We start from the raw sequence: 21,743 nt of genomic DNA on the forward strand, positions 1-21,743 counted from the left end.
CGGCGCACTCACCTGGGACCGAATCAGTAGCCGAAGGAGCGCCACCCGTGTTCCGGCACTCCCAGGCCCCGCCACGAGACCACGTCGACCCGGCACCAACCACGCCGCCGACACTGTCGACGGGCTGATCCGCAGCTCCCTCGCCACCTCTCGGCTCTGCCGCAGCCAGGAGATCATCGCCCGCCTCGTCGCTGCGGCCGGCACACAGGAATGACCGGTCGACCCAAGTCATTCCCAGAAGCGTTTCATGACGTCCGAGAACTGAGAAATCAGCCACTCGTTGTATTCCGGGTCGTTCGCGTCGTGACGCTTCTTCGGATACTGGTGTTCCAGGTGGTACTGAAAACCGAGTTTGCGCAGTTCCTCGCGGGTGAACCGGGTGGTGGGAATCCGGGCAATTCGCTTACCGCTCGCTTTCGCCGTCTTGTTGATGCGGGCGGGGACGACGAACTGGGGCGGTGCGACGAGTACCACCGTCTCCCGCGCGTACTCCAGCGCCATGGCCAGGAGGATGTCCCACCAGCGGCTCCAGTCGAGCGCCAGGCCGTATCGGTCGGACAGGCGGAAGAGTTCCTCCTCATCGAGCGCCTCCGGCCTCGGGACTCTGGCGGAGATCTCGCTCCCCAGCCGCTTGTAGAGCTCATCGAGGGTGAGCTCGGCCTCGGTGAAGGAGACCCGGCCGTAGTATTCGTACGACGACACCTCGACCGCTTCGCCGTGCCGATTCCTCAAAGACTGTGCCGCACCCGTCTTGGCGACGAACCACTCGCAGACTCGCGTTTCCTCCACAGTGCCGTTGAGCCAGCAGTCCAGGATGCACCCGTTCTCGTCCAGCCGGCCCGACTGATAGGCCTCCGAAAGCCACACCACGGGCTCATCACGGTCGATGAGCTGTTTCTCCACGGTGTGGCTCTTACGTACGTACAGCTTGGGCTGTCCCCTGTAATGACTGCGCATGGTGCGGCGGAAGTCCAGACCGTTGTGCAGGGCGCCCTGGAACTCGACACTCCTGGCCTCCTCGTGTGTGCGCACCTGGGCCAGTGCGAGAGCCTTGAGCCGCATGGCGTCCGAGAACCTGAATACGGGTACCCAGATCGACGCCTCCCTTCCGTCGGTCCAACTGCGCGGCAGAAAGCGCCGGTTGCGCGGTTTCACCGGGTCGAGGTCGACGATGTCGCCGGTGGGAGGAGGCGGAGCGAGGTCGGGGGCAGCCTCGATCTCGCCGGTCCGCGGCTCCCCGGAAGCCCTGACCACCTCGTACATGTACTCGAACTGGGTACAGTTCCGCGCCACATATGGCGGGCCGCTGTGACTGGGCGGGCTCATCATCGACATCTGGAACAGCGGCTCCCGATTCGCCCTGATCCGGCCGATGCGCTCCACGCGCACATGGTCGAAGTAGCCCAGCAGATGCCGGAAGACGCGTTCTTTGAAAGGCTCGTTGAAGCAGCCCCCGCACGCGGTGAGCACGGCCTCGAAGGTGGGAGAGATGCGCTGGTCCTGCTCCAGCAGCTTGGTCAACACCTGGGTGAAGACCTGAAAGTGACGGATCGACAGCTTGAGGTCGGGTGACTCCTGCCGTAGCTCGTAGATGAGCTCGAGAAGGACCTGGTGCTTGTCGAAGGGCTCCGGAGAGTCCGTCGAGCGGTGCTCCTCGTACCGTTGGACGAGGCGTGGAATGTAATCCAGATAGCGCAGCAGCACGGCCAGGCTGGGCCGCCGGATCTCGTATCCGGGCAGGGGCGTGGCCGAGCGGTCGTCATCGGTCAGGAGCGCCGGCTCGCGCAGCAGTCGCTGGACCGTGCGCACATGGGGCGCGTTGCACACGAAGAGCACACGTCGATGGCGTGGCAGCAGCCGTTGCAGACAGGCGGCCATATAGGCCTCGCGCCAGGTGTCGACCGGTTCGAACCGGGTCGGCGGATGCGTGAGACGGCCTTCGATCAGGTCGAGGTAGCTGTCGGCGCCCTTGTGGAGGGCGAGAGCGTCGTCCGGCCAGTCCGCATCTGCCATGCAGAAGCGGTCGATCAGATGGCCTGGCGCGATCTCCTGGTCGACGAACCGCAGCGGGATGCCCTGTTCGGAGGCGGTGCGCACCGCCTCGACAATGCCGTCGGCCGGGGTCACCGGAAAGACCTCGCGCTGCGCGTCGCCACTGCCCAGGGAAACGATCAGGTGGACGCGCGGGAGCCTGCCGACCGCTTCGAGGGTCTTCTCCCGGACGGACTCCGGAAGCCCGACCGCGACGACGTCCCGCCCGCCCAGGGCCAGCTCCTGCATCGCCCTGCGCACGAGTTCCGCGAAGTCGAGGTGATGACGCAGGACGGGCACGAGATAGACGTTGCCCTGTCGCACGAACGGCGTGGTCATGGGCTCAGCCGCGCCGAGGAAAGACGTACGACGCGACCCGCTCGAAGATGCTCGCCTTGGAGCCGCCGACATGTTCGTCGAAGTTCTTGGCGTACTTCACCAGCGTGATCGCCTGACGGATCGAGAGCTGTCGATCACTCTCGCGCTCGTACCAGTCCTCGAACGCGCTCAGGAAGTCCGGCGACGGCTGCAGCGTCGCCTCGACGATTTTGTACAGGTCCTTGAACTCCGGATGGTCGATCTGGATCACCGGCAGGGTGCGTTGCTCGATGTAGTCCGGAAGGACATGGCCGTTGTCGCTGAGCGAGGGGTTCATGGCACAGCAGAATCGAAAGCGCCTGCGGGCTTCATCGTCCTTCGGACCGATCTTGACGCCGGCCATGGCCGAGGCGACGTACTGCCGTCCGTCCAGTACCGATGCCAGCGGACTCAGCGCGCGCTCCGGTACGCGGTTGATCTCGTCGAAGAAGCAGAGCGCGCCTTCGTACAGCGCGGTTGCCAGGGCGCTGGCTCGCAGGGTCAGCGGGATCGAGCCGCCGTACTCGGCCTCCGGTTCCGGCGTCAGCAGCAGGGCCAGGTCCTCCGGGGTCATCTCCTCGTGCCCCTGCACGATGTACAGGGGCACGCTCAGTTGGCGGGCGATCTCATACACGATCTCGTTCTTCCCGAGGCCCGGCGCACCTTCCAACCTGAAGTTCAGCGAGGGCGCGCCGCTCTCGATGAGCTCGCTGCCGTCCTTGCTGATGCCCCAGGCCACCCTGCACATCCGTAGCTCGTCCTCGCGTCCGATGAACAAGCACTCGCGCAACGTGTCCGGTTCCGCCAGGGTGAACCTGACGCCTTCGGCCTCGCCCCATCGGTTCATGCCGTCCCCCTCACTCGGAACCCCAGCTGGTGGAACCGTACGAACGGGTCGAACCACCCGCCGATCAGGGACCACACCGGATCATGCGCGGGTGTCGCAGCTCCGCCCTTGACCACGAACGCCTCGCCCGGCCCGAGTCGCACGCCGCGGGGCAGGTGCCGCACCTGCTGATCCTCGGCGTCGTCCACCGACAGGGACGAGTCGCACCACTGCCACACGCTTCCGAACAGGTCGTGGATCCCCAGCCGGTTCGGCTGGAAGGACCCGACGGATGGCGGTGCGCCGGATCCGGAGGAGACTGCTGAGTACCCGTCCATGTACTTCTTGACGGCCGAGACCAGCCCCTCTTCGTACCCGTCGTCGGCAGGCCCGGCGCCGTTGCCGTTGCGCCGCGCGGCCTTGAGAACGGCCTCGTGGACAGGGTTGGCGCCGTACGCGGCGCTGTCCCACTCAGCAGCGGACGGCAACCGGAAGTGTCCGGAGTGCCGTTCGCTCAGCCACGCGCAATAGGCGTCGGCCTCGAAGAGGTTCACCCCTGTGACGGGCTGGTCCGGCAGGTTGAGCCGGCCGTGCAGCCAGTACCGGGGAAAGCGGATCTCGTGTTTCCGCCGCCACTCCCAGCCGGCGGCGCCCCACCACCGGTCGGTCTCATATCCGTCTGCCCGGACGAATCCGGCGAACTCGGCGTTGGTGACGGGGTACTTGCCGATCCGGAATGCCTCGAGGAACCCCGATCGTGGTACGCCGACGAAGTTTCGCGACACACTGGCGACGGCGGCGAGCGGCTGGCGCCGGCCGGAGGTCCGCCGCAGCTCTTCTGCGTACTCCTGCGCTTGTGCACGGGACGTGCGTTGCTCTACCCAGTGGAGCAGCCGGTCCGCACCCTTGGGCGGCAGGAGCGTGACCGCGATCCGGAGCACGTCCTGCCAGTCGTCCGGATCACCGACGTACCGGTGCAGCGTGTCCTCGACACCACCGGTGCGGATCGCCTCGGCCAGTGCCCTGGCCGCGAAGTAGTCACGCACTTGGTCGAAGGGGAACTCCAGGACGCCGGGGGCATCGCACTGCTTGAGCAGCCCTGCCTGCCGCGCTGCCGCGATCGCCGCCTGCTCCCCCGGATCGTCGGTCGTCCTCCTGCGGACCCCAGTCGTCTTGAACTCCAGCGCTGTCCGCGGAAGCACGTCGTCCAGAATCGCCTGTTCACGCCTGCCGACGATCCGTTCGGACTGCCGGGACACGTACAGTTCCAGAATTCGCCTGAGGTTCGCGTCCGCGAGCTCCGGCCGTGTGAGCCGCAATTCGCGTAGCAGCGCGAGGAGTCGAGGGTTGCGCATGTGCCGCTGTGACAAGCATGTGCCGTCGACGATGAGAAGGCCGAGCAGCGCGGATTCGTCCCGTTCCGACAGGAGAGTCCTGATCTGCCGCTCACTCAACTCACGCAGCTTCAGGCGGCGTAGCGCCGCGGGGAGCACGGTCCGATCGTCGCGGCACGCCAGGAGCATCCCGACGGCGAGGTCATCCTCATACAGGACGTGCAGATCGGAGCAGAGCCGGCTCAGTCCGGCGGTGGACAGCCCGTCGACGTCGTCGAGCAGGAGGTACGGCGGTGAGCTGAACAGGCAGCGCAGGGTGGTCAGCGAGCCCACTTTGCGAAGGAGAGCGTGGCAGGGCAACGTGAAGCGCTCACCTCCGTAGTCGAACCCGTCCGGCAGGTTCCGCCGCAGATGTGCGGTCAATTGGCCCGCCAAGCCAGCCGGGGCATCCCCGTCCAGGGACACATACAGCGGAAGGCTCGGGGTGACGGCGCCCGGTTCGTCGAGCCGGGGCACGTACCAGGAGTGCTCGACGCTCAGCAGCGACGTGGTCTTGCCGGACCCCGCACTGGCAGTGAGTACCCCGCGCCGGACCGCAGCGGGGATGTCCGCGGTCGAATCCAGGAACCCGAAGATCTGCTCGTCGTCCCTGACGCCGGTCGGGTTGGGGAGCACATCGGCCGCCAGCGGGACGAGTCCGCGCTGCCCGGAGACGGTACGGCAGTACCCCTCGAGCCGGTAGGCGATCTCATGGAAGCCCTCTTTCATGAACCCTGCCGCGATGTCCAGCGCGATCGTGATCCACTCTGGTGCGTCCAGGGCGCGGTCTTCCAGCCCAGGGCGGATGCGCAGCTCGCGGACCAGCCTCTCGGCCACCCGTGGCAGCGCGGCGCTGTTCGCGCTCAATAGAGGAAACAGCACCTTCCTGAAGGGCAGTTTCCTGCGCAGTTTCTGTTCACACGCCTCCGGCCGGAACCGGTAGCGGGCGGAGAAAAGGTCTGCTGACTCGATCATGTGCAGGGGGCGTCGGCGCAGGGTCTCCAGGTCCAGGCGGGCCAGCGCGAACCTCGGCAGCGCCAGGACGACCCGATGTCGCCTCCCTGCCGCCCAGTCCAGGATGGCTTCGACCAGCGCCGTGGGCGTCGGCTCGGTCGTGGGCTCCGACTCAGGTGTGAGCAGGTGTTCGGGCTGGACCGCGGAGCAGTCGATCAGGAGGAGAGAAGGGGGCAGTTTCGAGAGGCTTTCCGAGCCGGGGTGTGGGGCGCCGGCCGGGTGGAGCAGTTTCTGACCGCCCAGCCAGACCGGGTTCCTGTCGTCGGCGGAGAGGGCTGACAGCACCTCCGGCACGTCGGCGGCAAAGTCCGTGACCAGCAAGAGCGGTTGCTGCCGTGTGAGGTTCCCGCGGAAGGAATTCACCGGATGGGCCTCGGCGGCCTGCCCAGAGGCCGAGCGCGGACCCAGCGGCCGGAACAGTACGGGCGACTGGCCGTCGTCAGGACGGGCCGGGCTCGTCGTCCGCTGTAAAAGGGTCAGCGGATCCTTGAGGGCAGGCACGCCCGCTGCCGCCAGGATCCTCCGGCACAAGGACTCGACCTGCTCCTCCTTCTCCGCTCCCGTGGGAACCTTCCTGAGTACGGCCGTGAGCAGTTCTGCTGGTAGGACGTCGACCAGTCGCGCGGTGAACGAGCCGGCGGAACCCCCGTAGGTGATGCTCGTCCTCCCGTTCCACGCGCCCACTACCGGCAGCAGAACCGCATCGCGCTCCTCTTCGGTCCGGAAATGCGGCATCAGGAAGGTGATGATCTCGCCGAGCAGGTTTGGTTCCGAGATCTCCACCCTGTCACCCCATCAGCCGCTCGGCGATCTCGGATGCGTTCTGCTTGACGTCGTCGAGCACGGCGATGGCACTCGTCCCCGCATTGCGCAGATACCTTTGCCGGCCGCCCGGTTCCCTCAGCATGCCGCCGCTGTGGTGAATGCCGATTACCTCGAACGCGTTGTTGAAGACGGGGGCTCCGGACGAGCCGGGCTCCGTGGACGTCGTGTACTGGAGTGTGCGCTCGTCGGCGTAGGCCACGAAGTTGTTCTGCATGGATATCTTCTTGTAGTGCCCTCCCGGGTGCTGAATGATGTTCACGCGTTGATCCTTTCTGGCACGTTCGGCTTTCAGCACGAGCGGGGGGAGATCAAGAGGTATGCCGGCCAGTTCAATAAATGTGAAGTCGAGTTCCGCATTTGTGTAGAACAGTCCGCCCTGACGAGCCGCGAAGCTGCGGACGGGAGCCACTGCGCCGTACCGGTCGAGTTGATAGTTGAAGTCGAACACGCTGCCCTCAGCCCCCCATCTGTCCGCGATCACATGGTTGTTCGTGACGAGGAGACCGGGGGCGGCCATGAAACCCGTGCCCACGCCCACGGATGTCTTCACACGGCCGACTGCCTGCGCCGCTTCCAGGGCGACTTCGAGCAGTGCGATGTCCCGGAGGGTATTCTCGCCGATGATCTTTTCGGTGACCTGGTCCGGTGACTCCTGGCCGGCCCAGTCGTCGGGTGCGCCCCGGTCGGCGGTCGGCCTGGTGTGGAAGGGGTAGCGGGTCATCAACTCCCGCAGGTAGCGGGCGTCTTCGGTACCGCCGAGATACGAGAGCATCTTGTTGACGAGGACGCCGAGGGTCTCTCGCCCGGGCTCGTCCTGGCCGAAGGTCTGCAGACGGTCCACGAACCGGACCGCGACGGCCTGTGGAGTGCCGTCCACGTTGAGCGAGGCGATCAGGTCGTCGCGGCGCGGAGTCCCGGCGAACACGTGCGTCACAAAGTCCATGCGCCCCTGTGCGGTGCGAAAGTCCGGCATGCCGCCGAGAATTCCGACCAGCCGTTCGAAATCGTTCTGCTCCAAAACGATACTCATCGGCAGTCCTCCCCCGGCGGTATTGTGCCGTAAGGCATCGAGAAAAGAAGAGGGTTCGGCCCGCCTCCTCCTCTACGACGTCCAAATCGCCGACACCGGTCCCGCGAGGCCGTCGTCCAGAGGTCGCGGGCGCACATCAAGGGTCTGGAACCACCTCTCCTCGCTGGCTGTGTCACTTACGTATCCAGCCTTTCGAGGCCGCCCAGGCGTGTCCCAGAATGATCCTTTGAGTGCTGCGAACACTTTCACGGTCAAGCAGCCATGGCGGGCTCCGATAGTTCGCTGGGCGAACTTGTCGACAGCGGTGATGGCTGCCCGGTCGTCCGGGAACGCGGCCGCTCGATGCATGAGACACCGCCGGACCTGTCGCTTCGCCCGCGGCGCACGTCCGTGGTGCGATGGAACGGGGGGCGGAAAGGAGAGCGATCATGCCCGCAGCGAAGCGAACGAGTGTCGCCGCCTCGGTGTCGGTCCGCCCACTGGTTGAGCCGGACCTGGATCGGGCCGACGAGATCTTCAGGGTCGCCTTCGGGACCTTCCTCGGAGCCCCAGAGCCGGAGACGTTCTTCGGGACCGCCGACTATGTCCGCACCCGCTGGGCGGCAGATCCACAGGCGGCCTTCGCAGCGACCGTCGAGGGCGAGGTCAGCGGATCGAACTTCGCCACCAACTGGGGCAGCGTCGGGTACTTCGGCCCACTGACCGTACGTCCGGATCTATGGGACCAAGGCATCGGCAGACGCCTCATGGAACCGGTCATGGCGTGCTTCGACACCTGGGAGAACCGCCACCTCGGCCTGTTCACCTTCTCGCACAGTCCCAAGCACCTCGAGCTCTACCGTCGGTACGGTTTCTGGCCCCGATTCCTTACGGCCATCATGAAGAAGCAGGTCGCCGTCAGTGGCGCGGTCCCCGGCCGAGTGCTGTACAGCGAGCTGACCGCCGACGAGCGGCCCGACGCACTGAGCCTCAGTCGCGCCCTGACGGGGGCGGTGTACGAGGGCCTGAGCTTGGAACGCGAGATCAAGGCCACACAGGCGCAGGGGCTCGGTGACACCATCCTCCTCGAGGGCGCCGACTCCGACCTCGACGGTCTGGCCGTCTGCCATTGCGGAGCGGGGTCGGAGGCCGGTGAGGACGTGTGCTTCATCAAATTCGGTGCCGTACGCCCTGGCCCGGACGCCCCCGACCGGTTCGAACGACTGCTGGATGCCTGCGAACAGCTGGCCACCGAGAAGGGACTGGGACAACTGGACGCCGGAATGAACCTGGCCCGCCAGGATGCCTACCGGCGCATGGTCGACCGCGGTTTCCGTACCTGGCTGCAAGGCGTGACCATGCACAAGCCCAACGAACCCGGCTACAGCCACCCCGACGCCTACGTGATCGACGACTGGCGCTGAGCTCCGCCATAGCGGTCCGTCACCGGACAACTCCGGACAGGAACGATGCCCCCGAGCCGGTTCACTGCGGCAGAAGTACGACTCGCCCGACGGCGTCGGAGTTGGTTTCGAGGAAGCGGTGGGCTTCGGCTGCCTTCGCGAGAGGGAAGCGGGCCGCTATGGGCGTGTGGATGCGGCCCTGGGCCAGGAGATCGAGGGCACGGACGGCATCGATGCGGCGTGCACCGCGCACTCCCAAAAGGCTCATCTCCATGCGGATGAGGTCAGCGGGAGTGATGGGAAGCGGGCCCGAGGTCTCTCCTGCGGCAATGCAGTAGCGGCCACCCAGACGCAGGTGACTCACCGCGAAGCGGGTCATCTCGCCATCCCCCACATAGTCCGCGACATGATCGACTCCGCGCCCCCTTGTCACTGCATCGAGCTGGGCACCCGCGCGGTCCAGGTCGTCGAGGACAACCACCTCGTGGGCTCCCAGCGCGCGCAGGCCCTCGGCCTTCGCCTGGCTGCGGGTGGCGGCGACCACGGTGGCGCCCGCCAGCGCGGCCAACTGCACCGTCGCAACGCCCATCCCTCCCGATGAGCCGAGCACGAGAATGACGTCGCTGGACCGCACGTCGAGGCGATCGCGAACGACCCGGTGCGAAGTCGCGAAGGACCACAACGTCACTGCGGCCTGTTCCAGATCGATGGACGCATCAAGCGGGAGCCACATCGACTCATGGCGGGTGAGGTAGGCCGCGTAGGAGCCGAGGGCCTGGTGGCCGGGCATCTCGATGTTCGGCGAGAGGTTTCCCAGGCCGCGCGCGGCCTCCTCCGACAGCGGGTCCTCCGGGTGGACTACGGCCACGACCGGATCGCCGGGCCGGAAGCGAGTCACCGCCTCTCCCACAGCGAGCACACGACCGGCCGCTTCGCGCCCCAACTGCTGGGGAAGCGGGTACGCGGCACGCCCCGGCAACCGGAATCCGGGCGGCAGACCGACCCGGTACTTGATGTCCCACCGTGAGACGGATGCCGCGGCGAGCTGCACCACCACGTCTTCCGGACCAGGCTGATCAAGGGGGTACTCGCCGTAACGCAGGACGCTCTCGTCACCGTGCTCGAAAATCCGCACGGCGGGTGTCAGGCGTGGGACAACGGAGGTCATGAAGCGGCATCTCCAAGGGAGTAGAAGAAGAAGCGGCAAGCCAACGGGGTCGGGCTGCCGGCAACGCTCCAAGCGGGTTCGCCATGTGTCGGCCGGCTCATGGCCTCAGTGCCGCCATCGACACCATCGCCCGCCCCTCAGTGATCGCTGCCGGTTCGAGCGGACGGGCTGTCAGGTCCAGCCGCACTCGCCCCTCGCACACCTTCGTGCTCCACCGGCAGACCGAGACCTTGGGCGATCTGCAGCAACAAGGAGTGCAGCCGCGCGCGATCGTCAGGCTCGACGAGGGCGAGTGCCTTGGCATTCACCCCGGCAGTGAGCTGTTGCGCCTCCTCGGCGAGCGTCTGTCCCTCACGGGTGATGTGGATCTCGACCACGCGCCCATCGATCGGATGGGCTGCGCGCCTGATCAGCGATCGCCGCTCAAGCCCTGACAGTGCGGAGGCCATCGACTGCGCCGTCACGCCGCAGCGCCTTGCCAGCACAGCCGTGGACAGGCCCTCACTCAAGCCCAGTTGGACCAGCGCGGCCAACTGCACCTGGGTAAGACGAACCGGACGCAGGGCCTGCTCCACCTCCTGCGTGAGGAGGCCAGAAACCATCCGGATCACGTAGGCGATTCGCTCGGCAGGGTGAACGATCATGGCAGATATCATAACAGATATCTGTGCTTTCTGAGGGACGCCCTACCCGCGGTGGCGATGTCAGTGCGATGCGCTTCACTGTCCGTCATGGAGCTCACGCAATCTGCCGTCAACGACCTGCTGGACCAACTCGCCCCGGGGAGCGGTTATCTGTTCCTGCCCGGGGATCTGGATCCGCAGCAGCTGATCGACCTCCTCGACGGCAGATACGGCGCGCCGCGCACTCTTGTCCTCGACGGCTTCACCGATCCGACGGTCGACGAGTCCAAGGGTGCAGCGCTCCTCATCCCCTTCGAGGACCGGGCCGTGACCATACGGGCGTGGGCGTACGGGGATCAGTGGATCGGCACGGGTACGGCCCGTGACGACGAGGGGATCGAGCGGGCGGTGCTCGTGGTCGCTCACCGGGAAGTGCCAGAACCCTCGGCGGTCGCCCAGGACGCGGACGGGGGCGGCGACGAGGACGGAGACGCGGACGTCGACTGGATGGAGCGGCTCATACAGATCACTGGCTGGACACAGTCCGCCCAGCGGCCGGATGTGGACTGGAAGGAGTTGGAGTCACGCCTTGGCACCGCGCTGCCGAGCGACTACAAGCGCATGGTCGAGACGTTCGGCGACGGCGCCTTCGACGGATTCCTGGGCTTGAACCAGGAACCGTGGACGTATTTGAGGGAGGACGGCCTGCTGATCTGGGCCGGCACCGAGCACGAGAACCACTATTGCTGGAGGACCGACGGCGACGACCCCGATCGTTGGCCCGTCGTGGTGCGGTCCTTCGACGGCGAGGACGTCCCCTTCGACAGCCGGACCGCCCAGTTCGTCTGCCGCATCCTCACCGACCCGCACCACCCGTTCACGATGGCCCACTTCTTCGACACCCACTGGTTCATGAACTACCGGGAGATCGTCTGACCGAACGCACACCGCACCGGGGGGCGTGGAAAGGGCCGTCAACTTTGCCTTCTGTCACGGCACTTGAGGCCCGCCGAGCGATCAGGTCGTGCTGTTGTCCGGTCGCCGAAGACCAGTCCCGAACAGTGCCGCCTCACGTGTGGGTGACGTGCCTACCGTCCGGACACCGAGGCGGGTCGGCCGGCACCGGCCCGCGTAGTCGAAGGCACGCAATGGGAGGCGCAGTGGCGAGTGTGGAAGTGTCGTTGAAGGAGATGATGGCCGGGGTCGAGGGGGCCTTGGGAGCCGCCGTCGTCGACTACACCAGCGGAATGGCGCTGGGCACTCTCGGTGGCGGCAAGGATCTCGACCTGACCGTCGCCTCGGCCGGCAACACGGATGTCATCCGGGCGAAGGTCCGCACCATGGAACAGTTGGGTCTCAAGGGTGAGATCGAGGACATCCTGATCACGCTGGACCACCAGTACCACGTGATCCGGCTGGTGACCGGCCGTTCGGGCAACGGGCTGTTCCTGTACCTCGTCCTCGACAAGGCCAACTCGAATCTGGCGATGGCCCGTCACCAACTCAAGCGCGTGGAGGAGGCGATCGAGATTTAGCGCGCCCGACGACGCCGGTGGCCACGTCTGCCCATGATGTGAAGACTTTTTCAAGTCACCACATCAGCATGGTGCGAATGTGCGTTCCTGCCGGGTCCGAGGCGTGAAGGATCGGCATCCGATGACGGTCTGCGGCGCGGCGGTGTCATTCGATGCCGCCGCACCGCGGCCGCCGCAGTCCCACCCATCCGATCAGGAGCGAGCGTCCATGCAGGCCCCCCTCTACCAGGTCAAGGCAGAGTTCTTCCGCATGCTCGGCCACCCCGTTCGCATCAGGGTGCTGGAACTCCTCCAGCACGGGCCGGTGTCCGTCCGGGACCTGCTGGCCGACATCGAGATCGAGCCGTCCAGCCTGTCGCAGCAGTTGGCCGTCCTACGGCGCTCCGGCATCGTCGTGTCCATGCGGGAGGGCTCGACCGTCCGCTATGCGCTCGCGGGAGGCGACGTCGCCGAACTCCTTCGTGCCGCGCGCCGGATCCTCACCGAGCTCCTCGCCGGCCAGAACCAGCTGCTCACCGAACTCCAGCAGGTCGACGCCCCGACCACCCTGCCCACCAGCAGGTGACGGCTCCGCCCATGGGCAACGCCCGCTCCCGCTGTCCACAACTGCCGTACGCGCGGGAAGCACCCTTCCCGGAGGCGGTAACTTAGGTTAGCCTTACCTGGCTCTCCGTGCTGGGCATTGCCTGTCGGACCTCGGCTGTTCTCTGCAGTTCCCCTGTGCATGAAAGAGAAGCACCGTCATGACCGCAACGCCGTCCCGCCCCGACGCTCCGTCCGTCCCGTCCCGACGTCGCCTGCTCGCACTCGGCGGCGCGCTCGCCCTCGGCCCCCTGTTCGCCGCCTGCGGCAACGACGACAAGCCCACGACCGGGTCATCGGCCGAAGCGAGCACGCGCGGCGGACCCTGGTCGTTCCAGGACGACCGCGGTCGTACGGCCAGGACCGACAAGAAGCCGAAGACGATCGTCGCGTTCGTCAGCACGGCCGCCGCCCTGTACGACTACGGCATCTCGTGCACAGGCGTCTTCGGCCCCAGCGAACCGGTGGACGGCAGGCCCAACCCGCAGGTCGGCGACATGGACGTATCCAAGCTGACCAGCCTGGGGACCGCTTGGGGCCAGTTCAACGTCGAGAAGTACGCGGCCCTCCAGCCCGACTTGCTGATCAGCAACATGTTCCCTCCGCCGAACCTGTGGTTCGTCCCCGAGGAGAGCAAGAAGAAGGTCGAGGTCCTGGCTCCCACGGTCGGCATCAGCGTCGCGCGCACCTCCCTGCTCAACCCGCTCAAGCGCACCGCCGAACTCGCCGAGTCCCTCGGAGCGGACCTGAGCGCGAAGAAGACCACGGACGCCAAAGCACGCTTCGACAAAGCCATCGCGACCCTGCGCGACACGGCCAAGGCCAACGGCGGACTGAAGGTCATGGCCGTCACCGGCGACAAGGACAACTTCTATGTCGCCGTCCCCGACTCCTATTGCGACCTGAACTACTTCAAGGACCTGGGAGTGGAGTTCGTCGAGGGCAAGAAGTCCGATGAGTGGGGTTTCTGGGAGTTCCTCAGCTGGGAGAACGCCAACAAGTACCACGCCGACCTCATCATGATCGACAACCGCTCCGCCTCCATGTCCGTGGAGCAACTCAACGAGAAGGCCACCTGGCGCCAACTGCCCGCGGTCAAGGCCGGCCAGACCACGCCCTGGTCGATGGAGGAGCGCTTCAGCTACGCGGGATGGGCGCCGGTCGTCGAACGCCTGGCCGCAGCCGTGCGGAAGTCGAGGAAGCTCAAGGCGTAACCCAGGAGGCGCATCCCGTGACCCAGCCCAAGCGGCCGCCCGAACTCGGCGACGTCCAGGAGACGTTGCTCATCCCGCTCTACGCACGGGCGGCGGAGACCCGCAAGCGGAACGGCATGCTCAGCGACCCACGCGCAGTGGAGATGGTCGATGCCATCGACTACGACTTCACCCGGTTCGACGGTGCCAAGAGCCTGCTCGGCGCGAACCTGCGGACTCTGCTGTTCGACGCCTGGGTCGCCGACTTCCTCCGGCGGCACCCCCCGGGCACGGTCGTGGAGATCGGCACCGGCCTCAACACCCGGTTCGAGCGGCTCGACAACGGCATAGTGCACTGGATCGACATGGACCTGCCGGACGTCATCGCGCTACGGCGCGCGTTTTTCGAGGACACCGACCGCAGGCGCATGCTCGCCGCCTCGGTCACCGATCCGGCCTGGACCGACGAGGTACGCAAGCGCCCGGGGCCGTACTTCCTGGCCGCCGAGGCCGTGCTCATCTATCTGGAGGAGTGGCAGGTCCGGTCAGTGTTCGACCTGATCGCCGAGCGACTCCCGGGCGCCCTGCTCGCCCTGGAGACCGCCGCCGGGCGGATGGTGGACAGCCAGGACAGCCACGACGTCCTGGGCAAGGTGGCGGCCCGGATGCGCTGGCGTTGCGACGATCCGGCGGCCTTGGAGCGCTGGCGCCCAGGCGTCCACCTGGCCGACTCCCGCAGCTTCACCCGCCTCCCGGCCCCTGTGGCCCGTCGGCTCAACACGACCTACCGCCTGATGCTGCGCGCCGCCTCGGCACTTCGCCGCCGCGACGTGGAGGCGTACCGCTTCAACCTTTTCCGGTTCGCCGACTGAGCGCGCCGAAGCGGGCCTTCGACGGAGACCGACGTCTCGCAGTCGAAGGCCCTGTTCCGTGAGGCACTGGACCGACGTCTCACACGCTCAGTGCCGCCCGCACGGTCTGCTCGGAGCCGGTGCCGCCCTCTCCGGTCGAGGTCACCCGGCCCGCTTCCAGGACGTAGTAGTGCTGGGCGGCGCGCATGGCGAAGCCGACGTGTTGTTCCACGAGCAGTACGGAGAGTCCGCCGCGCCGGGTCAGGGCGAGGATCGTCTCCTCGATCTCGGCGACGACGGAAGGCTGGATGCCCTCGGTGGGTTCGTCGAGGAGGAGGAGCTTCGGGCGGGTGATGAGGGCGCGGGCGATGGCGAGTTGCTGGCGCTGACCGCCGGAGAGGAGACCGGCGCGGCGACCGGACAGCTCGCGCAGGACGGGGAAGAGGTCCAGGGCCTCGGCGACGGCCTCCTTGCCGCCGCTGCGGCCGTCCGCGACGAGTTGGAGGTTCTCGGCCGTGGTCAGGTGCGGGAAGGACTGCTGTCCCTGCGGGACATAGGCCATGCCGCGGGCCACCCGCCGGTGCGGGGCGAGGCGGGTGATGTCCTCGCCGTCGAGGAGGACGGTGCCGCGCTTCGGCTTGATCAGGCCCATTGCGGCGCGCAGCAGGGTGCTCTTGCCGGCGCCGTTGTGGCCGAGGACCGTGGCGACGCCGTCCCTCGGGACGGAGACCGTCACGCCGTGCAGCACCGTGGTGCGGTCGTAACCGGCATGGACGGAGCTGATCTCCAGCATGGTCACGCCTCCTCGGCGACGGCCACCGGCATGGTGACGGGGGCGGGTTCGACTTCCTCGGTCTCCGGCTCGGAGGCGCGGCCCAGGTAGACGTCCTGGACCTTGGCATCGGCCTGGACCTCGGCGACCGTGCCCTCGCTGAGGACCTTGCCGGCGTGCAGGACGCTGACGCTGCGGGCGAAGGAGCGCATGAAGTCCATGTCGTGCTCGATGACGACGACGGTGTGGTCGGCGCTGACGCGTTGCAGGAGTTCGCCGGTGGCCTCGCGTTCGTCATGGCTCATGCCTGCCACCGGTTCGTCGAGCAGGAGCAGCTTGACGTCCTGGACGAGCAGCATGCCGATCTCCAGCCACTGCTTCTGGCCGTGCGCGAGCGCTCCGGCGGGGCGGTCCCGCAGGTCCGTCAGCCCCGTCGTCTCCAGTGCCTTGGCCACCTCGTCGGGTATGCCCTTGCGGCGGCGCAGCATCGTCCACACGCCACGCCCGGCTCCGGCGGCGATGTCGAGGTTCTGAAGGACGGTCAGCTGCTCGAAGACCGTGGCTGTCTGGAACGTACGGCCGATGCCCATGCGGGCGATCCTCTGCACCGGCCTGCCCAACAGGTCCTGGTCTCCGAACCGGACCGAGCCGGTGGCCTTCACCAGGCCGGTGACGGCGTCGACGAGCGTGGTCTTACCGGCGCCGTTCGGGCCGATGAGGAACCGCAGGTCGCCGGGGTGGATGTCGAGATCCACCCCGTCGACGGCGGTGAACCCGTCGAAGGTGACCTTGAGGTCGCGAATGGTCAGTCCCTCGCCGCTCATGCCGTTTCTCCCGTCGTACGAGTGGCGGCCCGGCGCCTGCGCAGCGCCACGCCCAGGGAGGCGAGGCCGCCGGGCAGGAAGCCGACCGCGAGGACGAACAGCATGCCCTGGAGGTATGTCCACGCGGCCGGGAAGGCGTCGGACAGCTCGCTCTGTGCCCAGGCCACGGCGATCGCGCCGAGTACCGCCCCGACCAGCGAGGCGCGTCCGCCGACGGCCGCGCCGATCACGAAGCCGATGGACGGCACGATCCCGATCAGCGCCGGGGAGATGATCCCGACGGCCGGCACGAAGAGCGCGCCCGCCAGCCCGGCCATCCCGGCCGCGACGACGTACGCCACGAGCTTGACGTTGGCCGGGTCGTAGCCGAGGAAGCGCACCCGCTCCTCGGAGTCCCGCACCGCGACGAGGAGTTCGCCGTACCGGCTGACGAACAGTTGGCGGGCCAGCACCATCAGCAGCAGCAGGACAGCGGCGATGACGAAGTAGACCATCCGCAGGTTGACCGGGTCGTCCAGCGCGTAGCCGAAGAAGCCCTGGATGTCGGTGAGGCCGTTCGTGCCGCCGGTGGTGGCCTGCTGGCCGATCAGCCAGATGGACAGGGCGGCCGCCAACGCCTGGCTGAGGATGGCGAAGTAGGCGCCCTTCACTCGGCGGCGGAAGACGAAGAAGCCCAGCAGGGCGGCCACGGCCATCGGCAGCACCACGGTCATGGCGAGCGCGAACGCCGGGTTCGCGAACGGCTTCCACCACCACGGCAGGCCGTCGCCGCTGCCGTAGAGCTGCATGAAGTCGGGCAGGGTCTCGCCGGTGGTGGCGGCGTCGGCGAGCTTGAGGTGCATGGCCATGGCGTAGCCGCCGAGGCCGAAGAAGACGCCCTGGCCGAGCACCATGAGCCCGCCCCGGCCCCAGGCCAGGCTGACGCCGACCGCGACGATCGCGTAACACAGGTACTTGGCGAGGAGGTTGAGGCGAAAGTCGGTCAGGGCGAGCGGTGCGACTCCGAGGAGGAGTACCGCGCCGAGGGCGAAGCCGGCGGGGACGCGGAAGCGCTCCAGCGGGGACGGGGGCGGCGTGGTCACCACCGAGGGGGCGGGTTCGGTCGTTGTCGTCATGCCAGGCTCCGGGTGCGCAGTGTGTACAGGCCCTGGGGTCGCCACTGGAGGAAGGCGACGATCGCCACGAGCACGACGACCTTGGCGACACTGACTGTCGTCGAGTATTCAAGGACGGACTGGAGCACGCCGAGCGCGAAGGCGGTGATGACGCTCCCCTTGAGCCGGCCGATGCCGCCCACGACGACGACCAGGAAGGCGTCGACGATGTAGTTGGTGCCCATGGTCGGGCCGATCGGGCCGACCAGGGTGAGCGCGACACCGGCCACGCCCGCGAGTCCCGAGCCGATGAAGAAGGTGATGCGGTCGACCTGGCCGGTCGCGATCCCGGACACCTCCGCGAGGTCCCGGTTCTGTACGACGGCGCGGATACGGCGCCCCAGCGGGGTGAGCCGGAGGAGCAGCGTGAGGCCGAGGACGCACAGCAGGGCGAGGCCGAGGATGAACAGCCGGCTGTTGGCGAGGGTGATGCCGCCGCCCAGGGAAATGTTGCCGGTGAGCAGGTCGGGGGCGCTGGTCTGCACGTTGGGGGCGCCGAAGACGTCACGGGCGAGTTGCTGGAGCATCAGCGAGACACCCCAGGTGACCAGCAGCGTGTCCAGCGGGCGGGTGTAAAGGCGCCGGATCAGCAGCCATTCGAGCAGCGCGCCCATGGCTCCGGCGACCAGGAAGGCCAGCGGCAGCGCGACGAGAAGCGAGACGCCTGCGCCGCTGATGGACTTCTGGAGCACGTACGTCGTGTAGGCGCCGGCCATGATGAACTCGCCGTGCGCCATGTTGATCACCCCCATCTGCCCGAACGTCAGGGTCAGGCCGAGGGCGATGAGCAGCAGGACGGCACCGATGCTGATGCCGGTGAAGGACTGGTTGAGGATGACCGTCATGAAGCGGCTCCGGGTCGGGGACGGGCGTGCGGGCGTTCCATGGGCACGGCCCGGCCTCGGTGTCGAGGCCGGGCGCCGGGAGGGACCCGGGGTTCAGGACAGGCCGGAGGCCCAGGAGTAGCCCTTCAGGTACGGGTCCGGCTTGATCGGCTTGCCCGAGTTCCAGACCTCCTCGATGAGGCCGTCGGCACCGACCTTGCCGATGCGGGCCGTCTTGTAGACGTGCTGGGAAGCGCCGTCGACGGTGACCTTGCCCTCGGGGGCGTCGAGTTCGATGCCGTCGGAGGCCGCCTTGACCTTGGCGATGTCGAAGGACCCCGCCTTCTCGACCATGTCTTTCCAGAGGTGGACCGAGATGTACGCGGCCTCCATCGGGTCGCTGGTCGGCTTGTCCTTGCCGTATGCGGCCTGGTAGGCCTCGACGAACTTGGTGTTGGCCGCGCCCGGCGTGGTCTGGTAGTAGTTCCAGGCCGTCAACTGGCCTTCCAGGTACTGGGTGCCGATGCTCTTGACCTCCTCCTCGGCGATCGAGACGGAGAGCACCGGCAGGCTCTTGGCGGTGAGGCCCGCGGACTTGTACTCCTTGAAGAAGGCCACGTTGCTGTCGCCGTTGAGGGTGTTGAACACGGCGTCGGCGCCGGCGTCCTTGACCTTGTTGACGATGGTGCTGAACTCCGTGGAGCCGAGCGGCGCGTAGTCCTCGCCCTTGATCTCCATGCCGTTGGCCTTGGCGTACGCCCTGATGATCTTGTTGGCGGTGCGGGGGAACACGTAGTCGCTGCCGACCAGGTAGAGCTTGGTCAGGCCCTGCTTCTTGAGGTAGTCGAGGGCGGGCACGATCTGCTGGTTGGTGGTGGCGCCGATGTAGAAGATGTACGGCGACTCCTCCAGGCCCTCGTACTGCACGGGATAGAAGAGGGGTGACTTGTAGCGCTCGAAGACCGGCTTGACCGCCTTGCGGCTGGCGGAGGTCCAGCATCCGAAGGTGGCGGCGACCTTGTCGTCGGTGATCAGGGCCTCGGCCTTCTCGGCGAAGGTCGGCCAGTCGGAGGCGCCGTCCTGGCTGATGGGCTTGAGCTTCTTGCCCAGCACACCGCCGGCCGCGTTGATCTCCTTGACCGCCAGCAGCAGCGCGTTGTGGACCGTGACCTCGCTGATGGCCATGGTGCCCGAGAGGGAGTTCAGCAGACCGACCTTGACGGTGTCGCCCGAGGTGTCCGCCTTTGCGCCGGCCGCGGACGACGTATCACTGCCGGTCTTGGCGCCACAGGCACTGAGGGCGGCGGACGCACCGACGGCGGATATACCGGTCAGGAGACCGCGTCTGCTGATGCTGAGCCCGGACATACACAACCTCCTTGCCCCGGAGGGGGCGAAGTGAAATGAGCGGAAGAGCTCCGAGTGGAGCCGAGGGAGGGAATGGATGTGACGCGCTTCAGACGCGGTGGCGTTGACGCACGGCTTCCCCAGCCGTACCGGGGTGGTGTCCGGACTGGTCGCTTAAGTGCGACCACAGCCTGCGAGGAAACTGTTTCCAATGCGTTTCGACGCAATTGAAGGGTAGTTTCCAACGGAAGTAAAACTGCGGGTACCGCAAAGGAAGTCGCCACTGCTGATGCGGGGTTGACAGCATCACAGCATGGGCAATTAATGCTTCCCGCGGGAAGGATCAGTTTCCCCGGTCCCCCCTTGTCATGCCTCGGGTGATCGAAGGTAGGCTCGGGCAGCGGTCAAGGGCATGAGCGGAGGAGCACGATGGCGAGACGGCCCCAGGAACTGCTCCACCTGCTGACGCGGGCCGAACGACTGGCCGCCCGCCGAGTGCAGTCCGTGCTCGACGAGTTCGACTGCTCCATCGAGGCATGGCGAGTACTTGATCTGCTGTCCGACGGACAGGGGCACAACATGACGGCCCTCGCCGAGCACGCCTTCCTGCCGGCGCCCAGTCTGACGAAGCTCGTCGACCAACTCGTCGATCAGAACCTGGTGTTCCGCCGCGTCGACCCCGCCGACCGGCGCCGGGTCTTGGCGCATCTCACCCCGCGCGGAATGCAGCGCCGGCAGCTGCTGCTCCGTGAAGTGCGCGCCGACTGGGCAGACGTGGAGAGCCTCCTCGCGGATGAGGACACGGAGCAGCTCGGCGCCCTGCTCGAGCGTGTGTCCGGCGCCTTGGAAGAACGCGGCCCGGCAGGTGCGCGGAGGGTCACAACAGGTCGTGCGGAGCGCATAGTTGGGCGAGCACGTTGAAGTCGAGCCCATCCGCCTGTGCCAGGTAGATGCGTTGCCGCACATGCCCGTCCTGGAGGTGGAGCAGTCCGCGCGGCCCCTCGTAGGACACGTTCTCCGCGGTGGCCGAGATCGCGGACACGTCCAGGGTGCGGGCGCGTTCGATCAGTGACGCGAGCAGCAGGACACCCTCGTAGCAGGACTCGCCGAGGCTTCCCGGGGCCGGGGCTTCGAAGCCGAAGCGGTCGGCGTACCGGCCGTGGAAGTCCAGGGTGTCCTGGTTGGCCAGAGAGGCGAAGAAGCCGGCCGTACTGAACAGATCGCCGGTCGCCTCCGGCCCGCTGGCCATCAGCATGTTCTCGTCCATCAGAGTGCTCAGCCGCAGACAGCGCTGGTCGAGGCCCGAAGCGGCGAAGGCCCGGTTGAAGCGGACCGCGTCACTGCCGACCAGCAGCATCAGCACGCCGTCGGCGTCCGCGTGCTCGATACGCCGCAGGACTTCTCCGAAGTCGTCCGTCCCTAGCGGCAGATACGCCTCACCGCACACCCGCCCGCCGCGGCTCACGCGCGCGTAGCGGCGGGCGGCGCGGGCCGTGCGGCGTGGCCAGACGTAGTTGTTGCCGACGACGAACCACCGCCGCACCCGCCGCGTCTCGGCCAGCAGCCGCATCGCGGGCAGGAGCTGCCAGTCGGGGGTCTCGCTGGTGAGGAAGACGCCGTCGGTGTGCTCGCCGCCCTCATAGAGGGCGGTGTAGACGTACGGCACCCGGTGGGCGATGCGCGGCGCCACCGCCTGCCGGACCGAGGAGATGTGCCAGCCGGTGACACCGTGCACCGTGCCCGTGGCCACCAAGGCCTCCACCGAGGCGGCCACTGTGTGCGGGTCCGCTCCCCCGTCGACCTCGAGCAGCCGCAGCTCCTTGCCGAGCACGCCGCCGGATTTGTTGATCTCTTCAGCGGCCAGCTGCGCGCATGCCTCGCATGCGGGACCGAAGATCCCGGCAGGCCCCTGCATCGGGTACACCAGCGCGACGTTCAGGGTTGAATCGTCGGCTGTGAACCACTCGGGAGCATGAAGGCGGAACGGCCGGGACATGCCGACATGATTGCCGGACGGCGATCAGCACCCAAG

The 21,743-nt window shown here is 67.3% G+C and carries 19 protein-coding genes; 7 read left to right on the forward strand and 12 right to left on the reverse strand.

Translation table 11 applies throughout. From position 1 onward, the window contains the following. Positions 1–228: 228 nt before the first annotated feature. From ACFPQ9_RS39370 to ACFPQ9_RS39385, 4 genes are all read right to left on the reverse strand, one after another. Positions 229–2,370 carry a hypothetical protein gene (locus tag ACFPQ9_RS39370; RefSeq protein ID WP_380864178.1) on the reverse strand — a complete coding sequence of 714 codons (2,142 nt, stop codon included), beginning with the start codon at positions 2,368–2,370 and terminating at the stop codon, positions 229–231. Between the two features lie 4 nt (positions 2,371–2,374). Next, positions 2,375–3,127, reverse strand: a complete 753-nt coding sequence (locus ACFPQ9_RS39375) for an AAA family ATPase (RefSeq protein ID WP_380864181.1) — start codon at positions 3,125–3,127, stop codon at positions 2,375–2,377. Between the two features lie 104 nt (positions 3,128–3,231). After that, positions 3,232–6,384 (reverse strand): SUMF1/EgtB/PvdO family nonheme iron enzyme, encoded by a 3,153-nt coding sequence (locus ACFPQ9_RS39380; RefSeq protein WP_380864184.1) that lies wholly within the window; start codon positions 6,382–6,384, stop codon positions 3,232–3,234. A gap of 4 nt (positions 6,385–6,388) precedes the next feature. Next, positions 6,389–7,456 (reverse strand): trypsin-like peptidase domain-containing protein, encoded by a 1,068-nt coding sequence (locus ACFPQ9_RS39385; protein WP_380864186.1) that lies wholly within the window; start codon positions 7,454–7,456, stop codon positions 6,389–6,391. Between the two features lie 428 nt (positions 7,457–7,884). On the opposite strand from ACFPQ9_RS39385, the gene ACFPQ9_RS39390 reads away from it, so the two are divergent. Beyond that, positions 7,885–8,859 carry a GNAT family N-acetyltransferase gene (locus tag ACFPQ9_RS39390; protein ID WP_380864189.1) on the forward strand — a complete coding sequence of 325 codons (975 nt, stop codon included), beginning with the start codon at positions 7,885–7,887 and terminating at the stop codon, positions 8,857–8,859. A 61-nt stretch (positions 8,860–8,920) separates the two neighbouring features. Here ACFPQ9_RS39390 and ACFPQ9_RS39395 read toward each other — a convergent pair whose 3' ends face one another. Both ACFPQ9_RS39395 and ACFPQ9_RS39400 read right to left on the reverse strand, forming a co-directional pair. Then, positions 8,921–10,006 carry a quinone oxidoreductase family protein gene (locus ACFPQ9_RS39395; protein ID WP_380864191.1) on the reverse strand — a complete coding sequence of 362 codons (1,086 nt, stop codon included), beginning with the start codon at positions 10,004–10,006 and terminating at the stop codon, positions 8,921–8,923. A gap of 137 nt (positions 10,007–10,143) precedes the next feature. Then, positions 10,144–10,650, reverse strand: coding sequence for a MarR family winged helix-turn-helix transcriptional regulator (locus ACFPQ9_RS39400; RefSeq protein WP_380864194.1), 507 nt, complete (start codon positions 10,648–10,650; stop codon positions 10,144–10,146). Between the two features lie 87 nt (positions 10,651–10,737). Here ACFPQ9_RS39400 and ACFPQ9_RS39405 point away from each other — a divergent pair, with 87 nt between their 5' ends. The 5 genes from ACFPQ9_RS39405 (at position 10,738) to ACFPQ9_RS39425 (ending at position 14,811) form a co-directional block, all read left to right on the forward strand. Beyond that, entirely contained in the window at positions 10,738–11,565 is an 828-nt protein-coding gene (locus tag ACFPQ9_RS39405; protein WP_380864196.1) for an SMI1/KNR4 family protein, read from the forward strand. Positions 11,566–11,789: 224 nt separating this feature from the next. After that, positions 11,790–12,164 (forward strand): roadblock/LC7 domain-containing protein, encoded by a 375-nt coding sequence (locus tag ACFPQ9_RS39410; protein WP_380864199.1) that lies wholly within the window; start codon positions 11,790–11,792, stop codon positions 12,162–12,164. A 208-nt stretch (positions 12,165–12,372) separates the two neighbouring features. After that, positions 12,373–12,729 carry an ArsR/SmtB family transcription factor gene (locus tag ACFPQ9_RS39415; RefSeq protein ID WP_380864201.1) on the forward strand — a complete coding sequence of 119 codons (357 nt, stop codon included), beginning with the start codon at positions 12,373–12,375 and terminating at the stop codon, positions 12,727–12,729. Between the two features lie 178 nt (positions 12,730–12,907). Further along, positions 12,908–13,960 (forward strand): ABC transporter substrate-binding protein, encoded by a 1,053-nt coding sequence (locus tag ACFPQ9_RS39420; protein ID WP_380864204.1) that lies wholly within the window; start codon positions 12,908–12,910, stop codon positions 13,958–13,960. Positions 13,961–13,977: 17 nt separating this feature from the next. After that, the gene (locus ACFPQ9_RS39425; RefSeq protein ID WP_380864207.1) at positions 13,978–14,811 is read left to right on the forward strand and encodes a class I SAM-dependent methyltransferase; all 834 of its coding nucleotides are present in this window, start codon (positions 13,978–13,980) and stop codon (positions 14,809–14,811) included. Between the two features lie 79 nt (positions 14,812–14,890). On the opposite strand, the gene urtE is transcribed toward ACFPQ9_RS39425, so the two are convergent. The 5 genes from urtE to urtA all read right to left on the reverse strand — a co-directional run bounded on the left by urtE (position 14,891) and on the right by urtA (position 19,732). Continuing rightward, positions 14,891–15,583 carry an urea ABC transporter ATP-binding subunit UrtE gene (urtE, locus tag ACFPQ9_RS39430; protein ID WP_380864210.1) on the reverse strand — a complete coding sequence of 231 codons (693 nt, stop codon included), beginning with the start codon at positions 15,581–15,583 and terminating at the stop codon, positions 14,891–14,893. A 2-nt stretch (positions 15,584–15,585) separates the two neighbouring features. Next, a complete protein-coding gene (urtD, locus tag ACFPQ9_RS39435; protein ID WP_380864212.1) occupies positions 15,586–16,386 on the reverse strand; it encodes an urea ABC transporter ATP-binding protein UrtD in 801 nt (266 codons plus the stop codon). Further along, positions 16,383–17,501, reverse strand: a complete 1,119-nt coding sequence (gene urtC / locus ACFPQ9_RS39440) for an urea ABC transporter permease subunit UrtC (RefSeq protein ID WP_380864214.1) — start codon at positions 17,499–17,501, stop codon at positions 16,383–16,385. The genes urtD and urtC overlap by 4 nt, the downstream gene beginning before the upstream one ends. Continuing rightward, positions 17,498–18,385 (reverse strand): urea ABC transporter permease subunit UrtB, encoded by an 888-nt coding sequence (gene urtB, locus ACFPQ9_RS39445; RefSeq protein WP_380864216.1) that lies wholly within the window; start codon positions 18,383–18,385, stop codon positions 17,498–17,500. The genes urtC and urtB overlap by 4 nt, the downstream gene beginning before the upstream one ends. Positions 18,386–18,478: 93 nt before the next feature. Beyond that, on the reverse strand, positions 18,479–19,732 hold the full coding sequence (gene urtA, locus ACFPQ9_RS39450; protein ID WP_380864219.1) for an urea ABC transporter substrate-binding protein: 1,254 nt from the start codon (positions 19,730–19,732) through the stop codon (positions 18,479–18,481). A 408-nt stretch (positions 19,733–20,140) separates the two neighbouring features. Between urtA and ACFPQ9_RS39455 the strand changes: the two genes are divergently transcribed. After that, positions 20,141–20,632: a MarR family winged helix-turn-helix transcriptional regulator gene (locus ACFPQ9_RS39455; protein WP_380864222.1), complete on the forward strand. Its 492-nt coding sequence runs from the start codon at positions 20,141–20,143 to the stop codon at positions 20,630–20,632. Here ACFPQ9_RS39455 and ACFPQ9_RS39460 read toward each other — a convergent pair. Further along, on the reverse strand, positions 20,589–21,707 hold the full coding sequence (locus tag ACFPQ9_RS39460; protein WP_380864225.1) for a substrate-binding domain-containing protein: 1,119 nt from the start codon (positions 21,705–21,707) through the stop codon (positions 20,589–20,591). The two genes, ACFPQ9_RS39455 and ACFPQ9_RS39460, sit on opposite strands and share 44 nt — an antisense overlap. Between the last annotated feature and the right edge of the window lie 36 nt (positions 21,708–21,743).

The organism is Streptomyces coerulescens, assembly GCF_042657965.1.
In the GTDB taxonomy this organism is placed as follows: Bacteria; Actinomycetota; Actinomycetes; order Streptomycetales; family Streptomycetaceae; genus Streptomyces; species Streptomyces coerulescens.

Bases quoted from the DNA above. Each gene is read 5' to 3' on its own strand.
- urtD (WP_380864212.1), bottom strand. From the start codon at position 16,386: ATGAGCGGCGAGGGACTGACCATTCGCGACCTCAAGGTCACCTTCGAC.
- urtE (WP_380864210.1), bottom strand. From the start codon at position 15,583: ATGCTGGAGATCAGCTCCGTCCATGCCGGTTACGACCGCACCACGGTG.
- urtB (WP_380864216.1), bottom strand. From the start codon at position 18,385: ATGACGGTCATCCTCAACCAGTCCTTCACCGGCATCAGCATCGGTGCC.
- ACFPQ9_RS39385 (WP_380864186.1), bottom strand. From the start codon at position 7,456: ATGAGTATCGTTTTGGAGCAGAACGATTTCGAACGGCTGGTCGGAATT.
- ACFPQ9_RS39390 (WP_380864189.1), top strand. From the start codon at position 7,885: ATGCCCGCAGCGAAGCGAACGAGTGTCGCCGCCTCGGTGTCGGTCCGC.
- ACFPQ9_RS39420 (WP_380864204.1), top strand. From the start codon at position 12,908: ATGACCGCAACGCCGTCCCGCCCCGACGCTCCGTCCGTCCCGTCCCGA.
- ACFPQ9_RS39455 (WP_380864222.1), top strand. From the start codon at position 20,141: ATGGCGAGACGGCCCCAGGAACTGCTCCACCTGCTGACGCGGGCCGAA.
- ACFPQ9_RS39400 (WP_380864194.1), bottom strand. From the start codon at position 10,650: ATGATCGTTCACCCTGCCGAGCGAATCGCCTACGTGATCCGGATGGTT.
- urtA (WP_380864219.1), bottom strand. From the start codon at position 19,732: ATGTCCGGGCTCAGCATCAGCAGACGCGGTCTCCTGACCGGTATATCC.
- ACFPQ9_RS39395 (WP_380864191.1), bottom strand. From the start codon at position 10,006: ATGACCTCCGTTGTCCCACGCCTGACACCCGCCGTGCGGATTTTCGAG.
- ACFPQ9_RS39405 (WP_380864196.1), top strand. From the start codon at position 10,738: ATGGAGCTCACGCAATCTGCCGTCAACGACCTGCTGGACCAACTCGCC.
- ACFPQ9_RS39460 (WP_380864225.1), bottom strand. From the start codon at position 21,707: ATGTCCCGGCCGTTCCGCCTTCATGCTCCCGAGTGGTTCACAGCCGAC.
- ACFPQ9_RS39415 (WP_380864201.1), top strand. From the start codon at position 12,373: ATGCAGGCCCCCCTCTACCAGGTCAAGGCAGAGTTCTTCCGCATGCTC.
- ACFPQ9_RS39370 (WP_380864178.1), bottom strand. From the start codon at position 2,370: ATGACCACGCCGTTCGTGCGACAGGGCAACGTCTATCTCGTGCCCGTC.
- urtC (WP_380864214.1), bottom strand. From the start codon at position 17,501: ATGACGACAACGACCGAACCCGCCCCCTCGGTGGTGACCACGCCGCCC.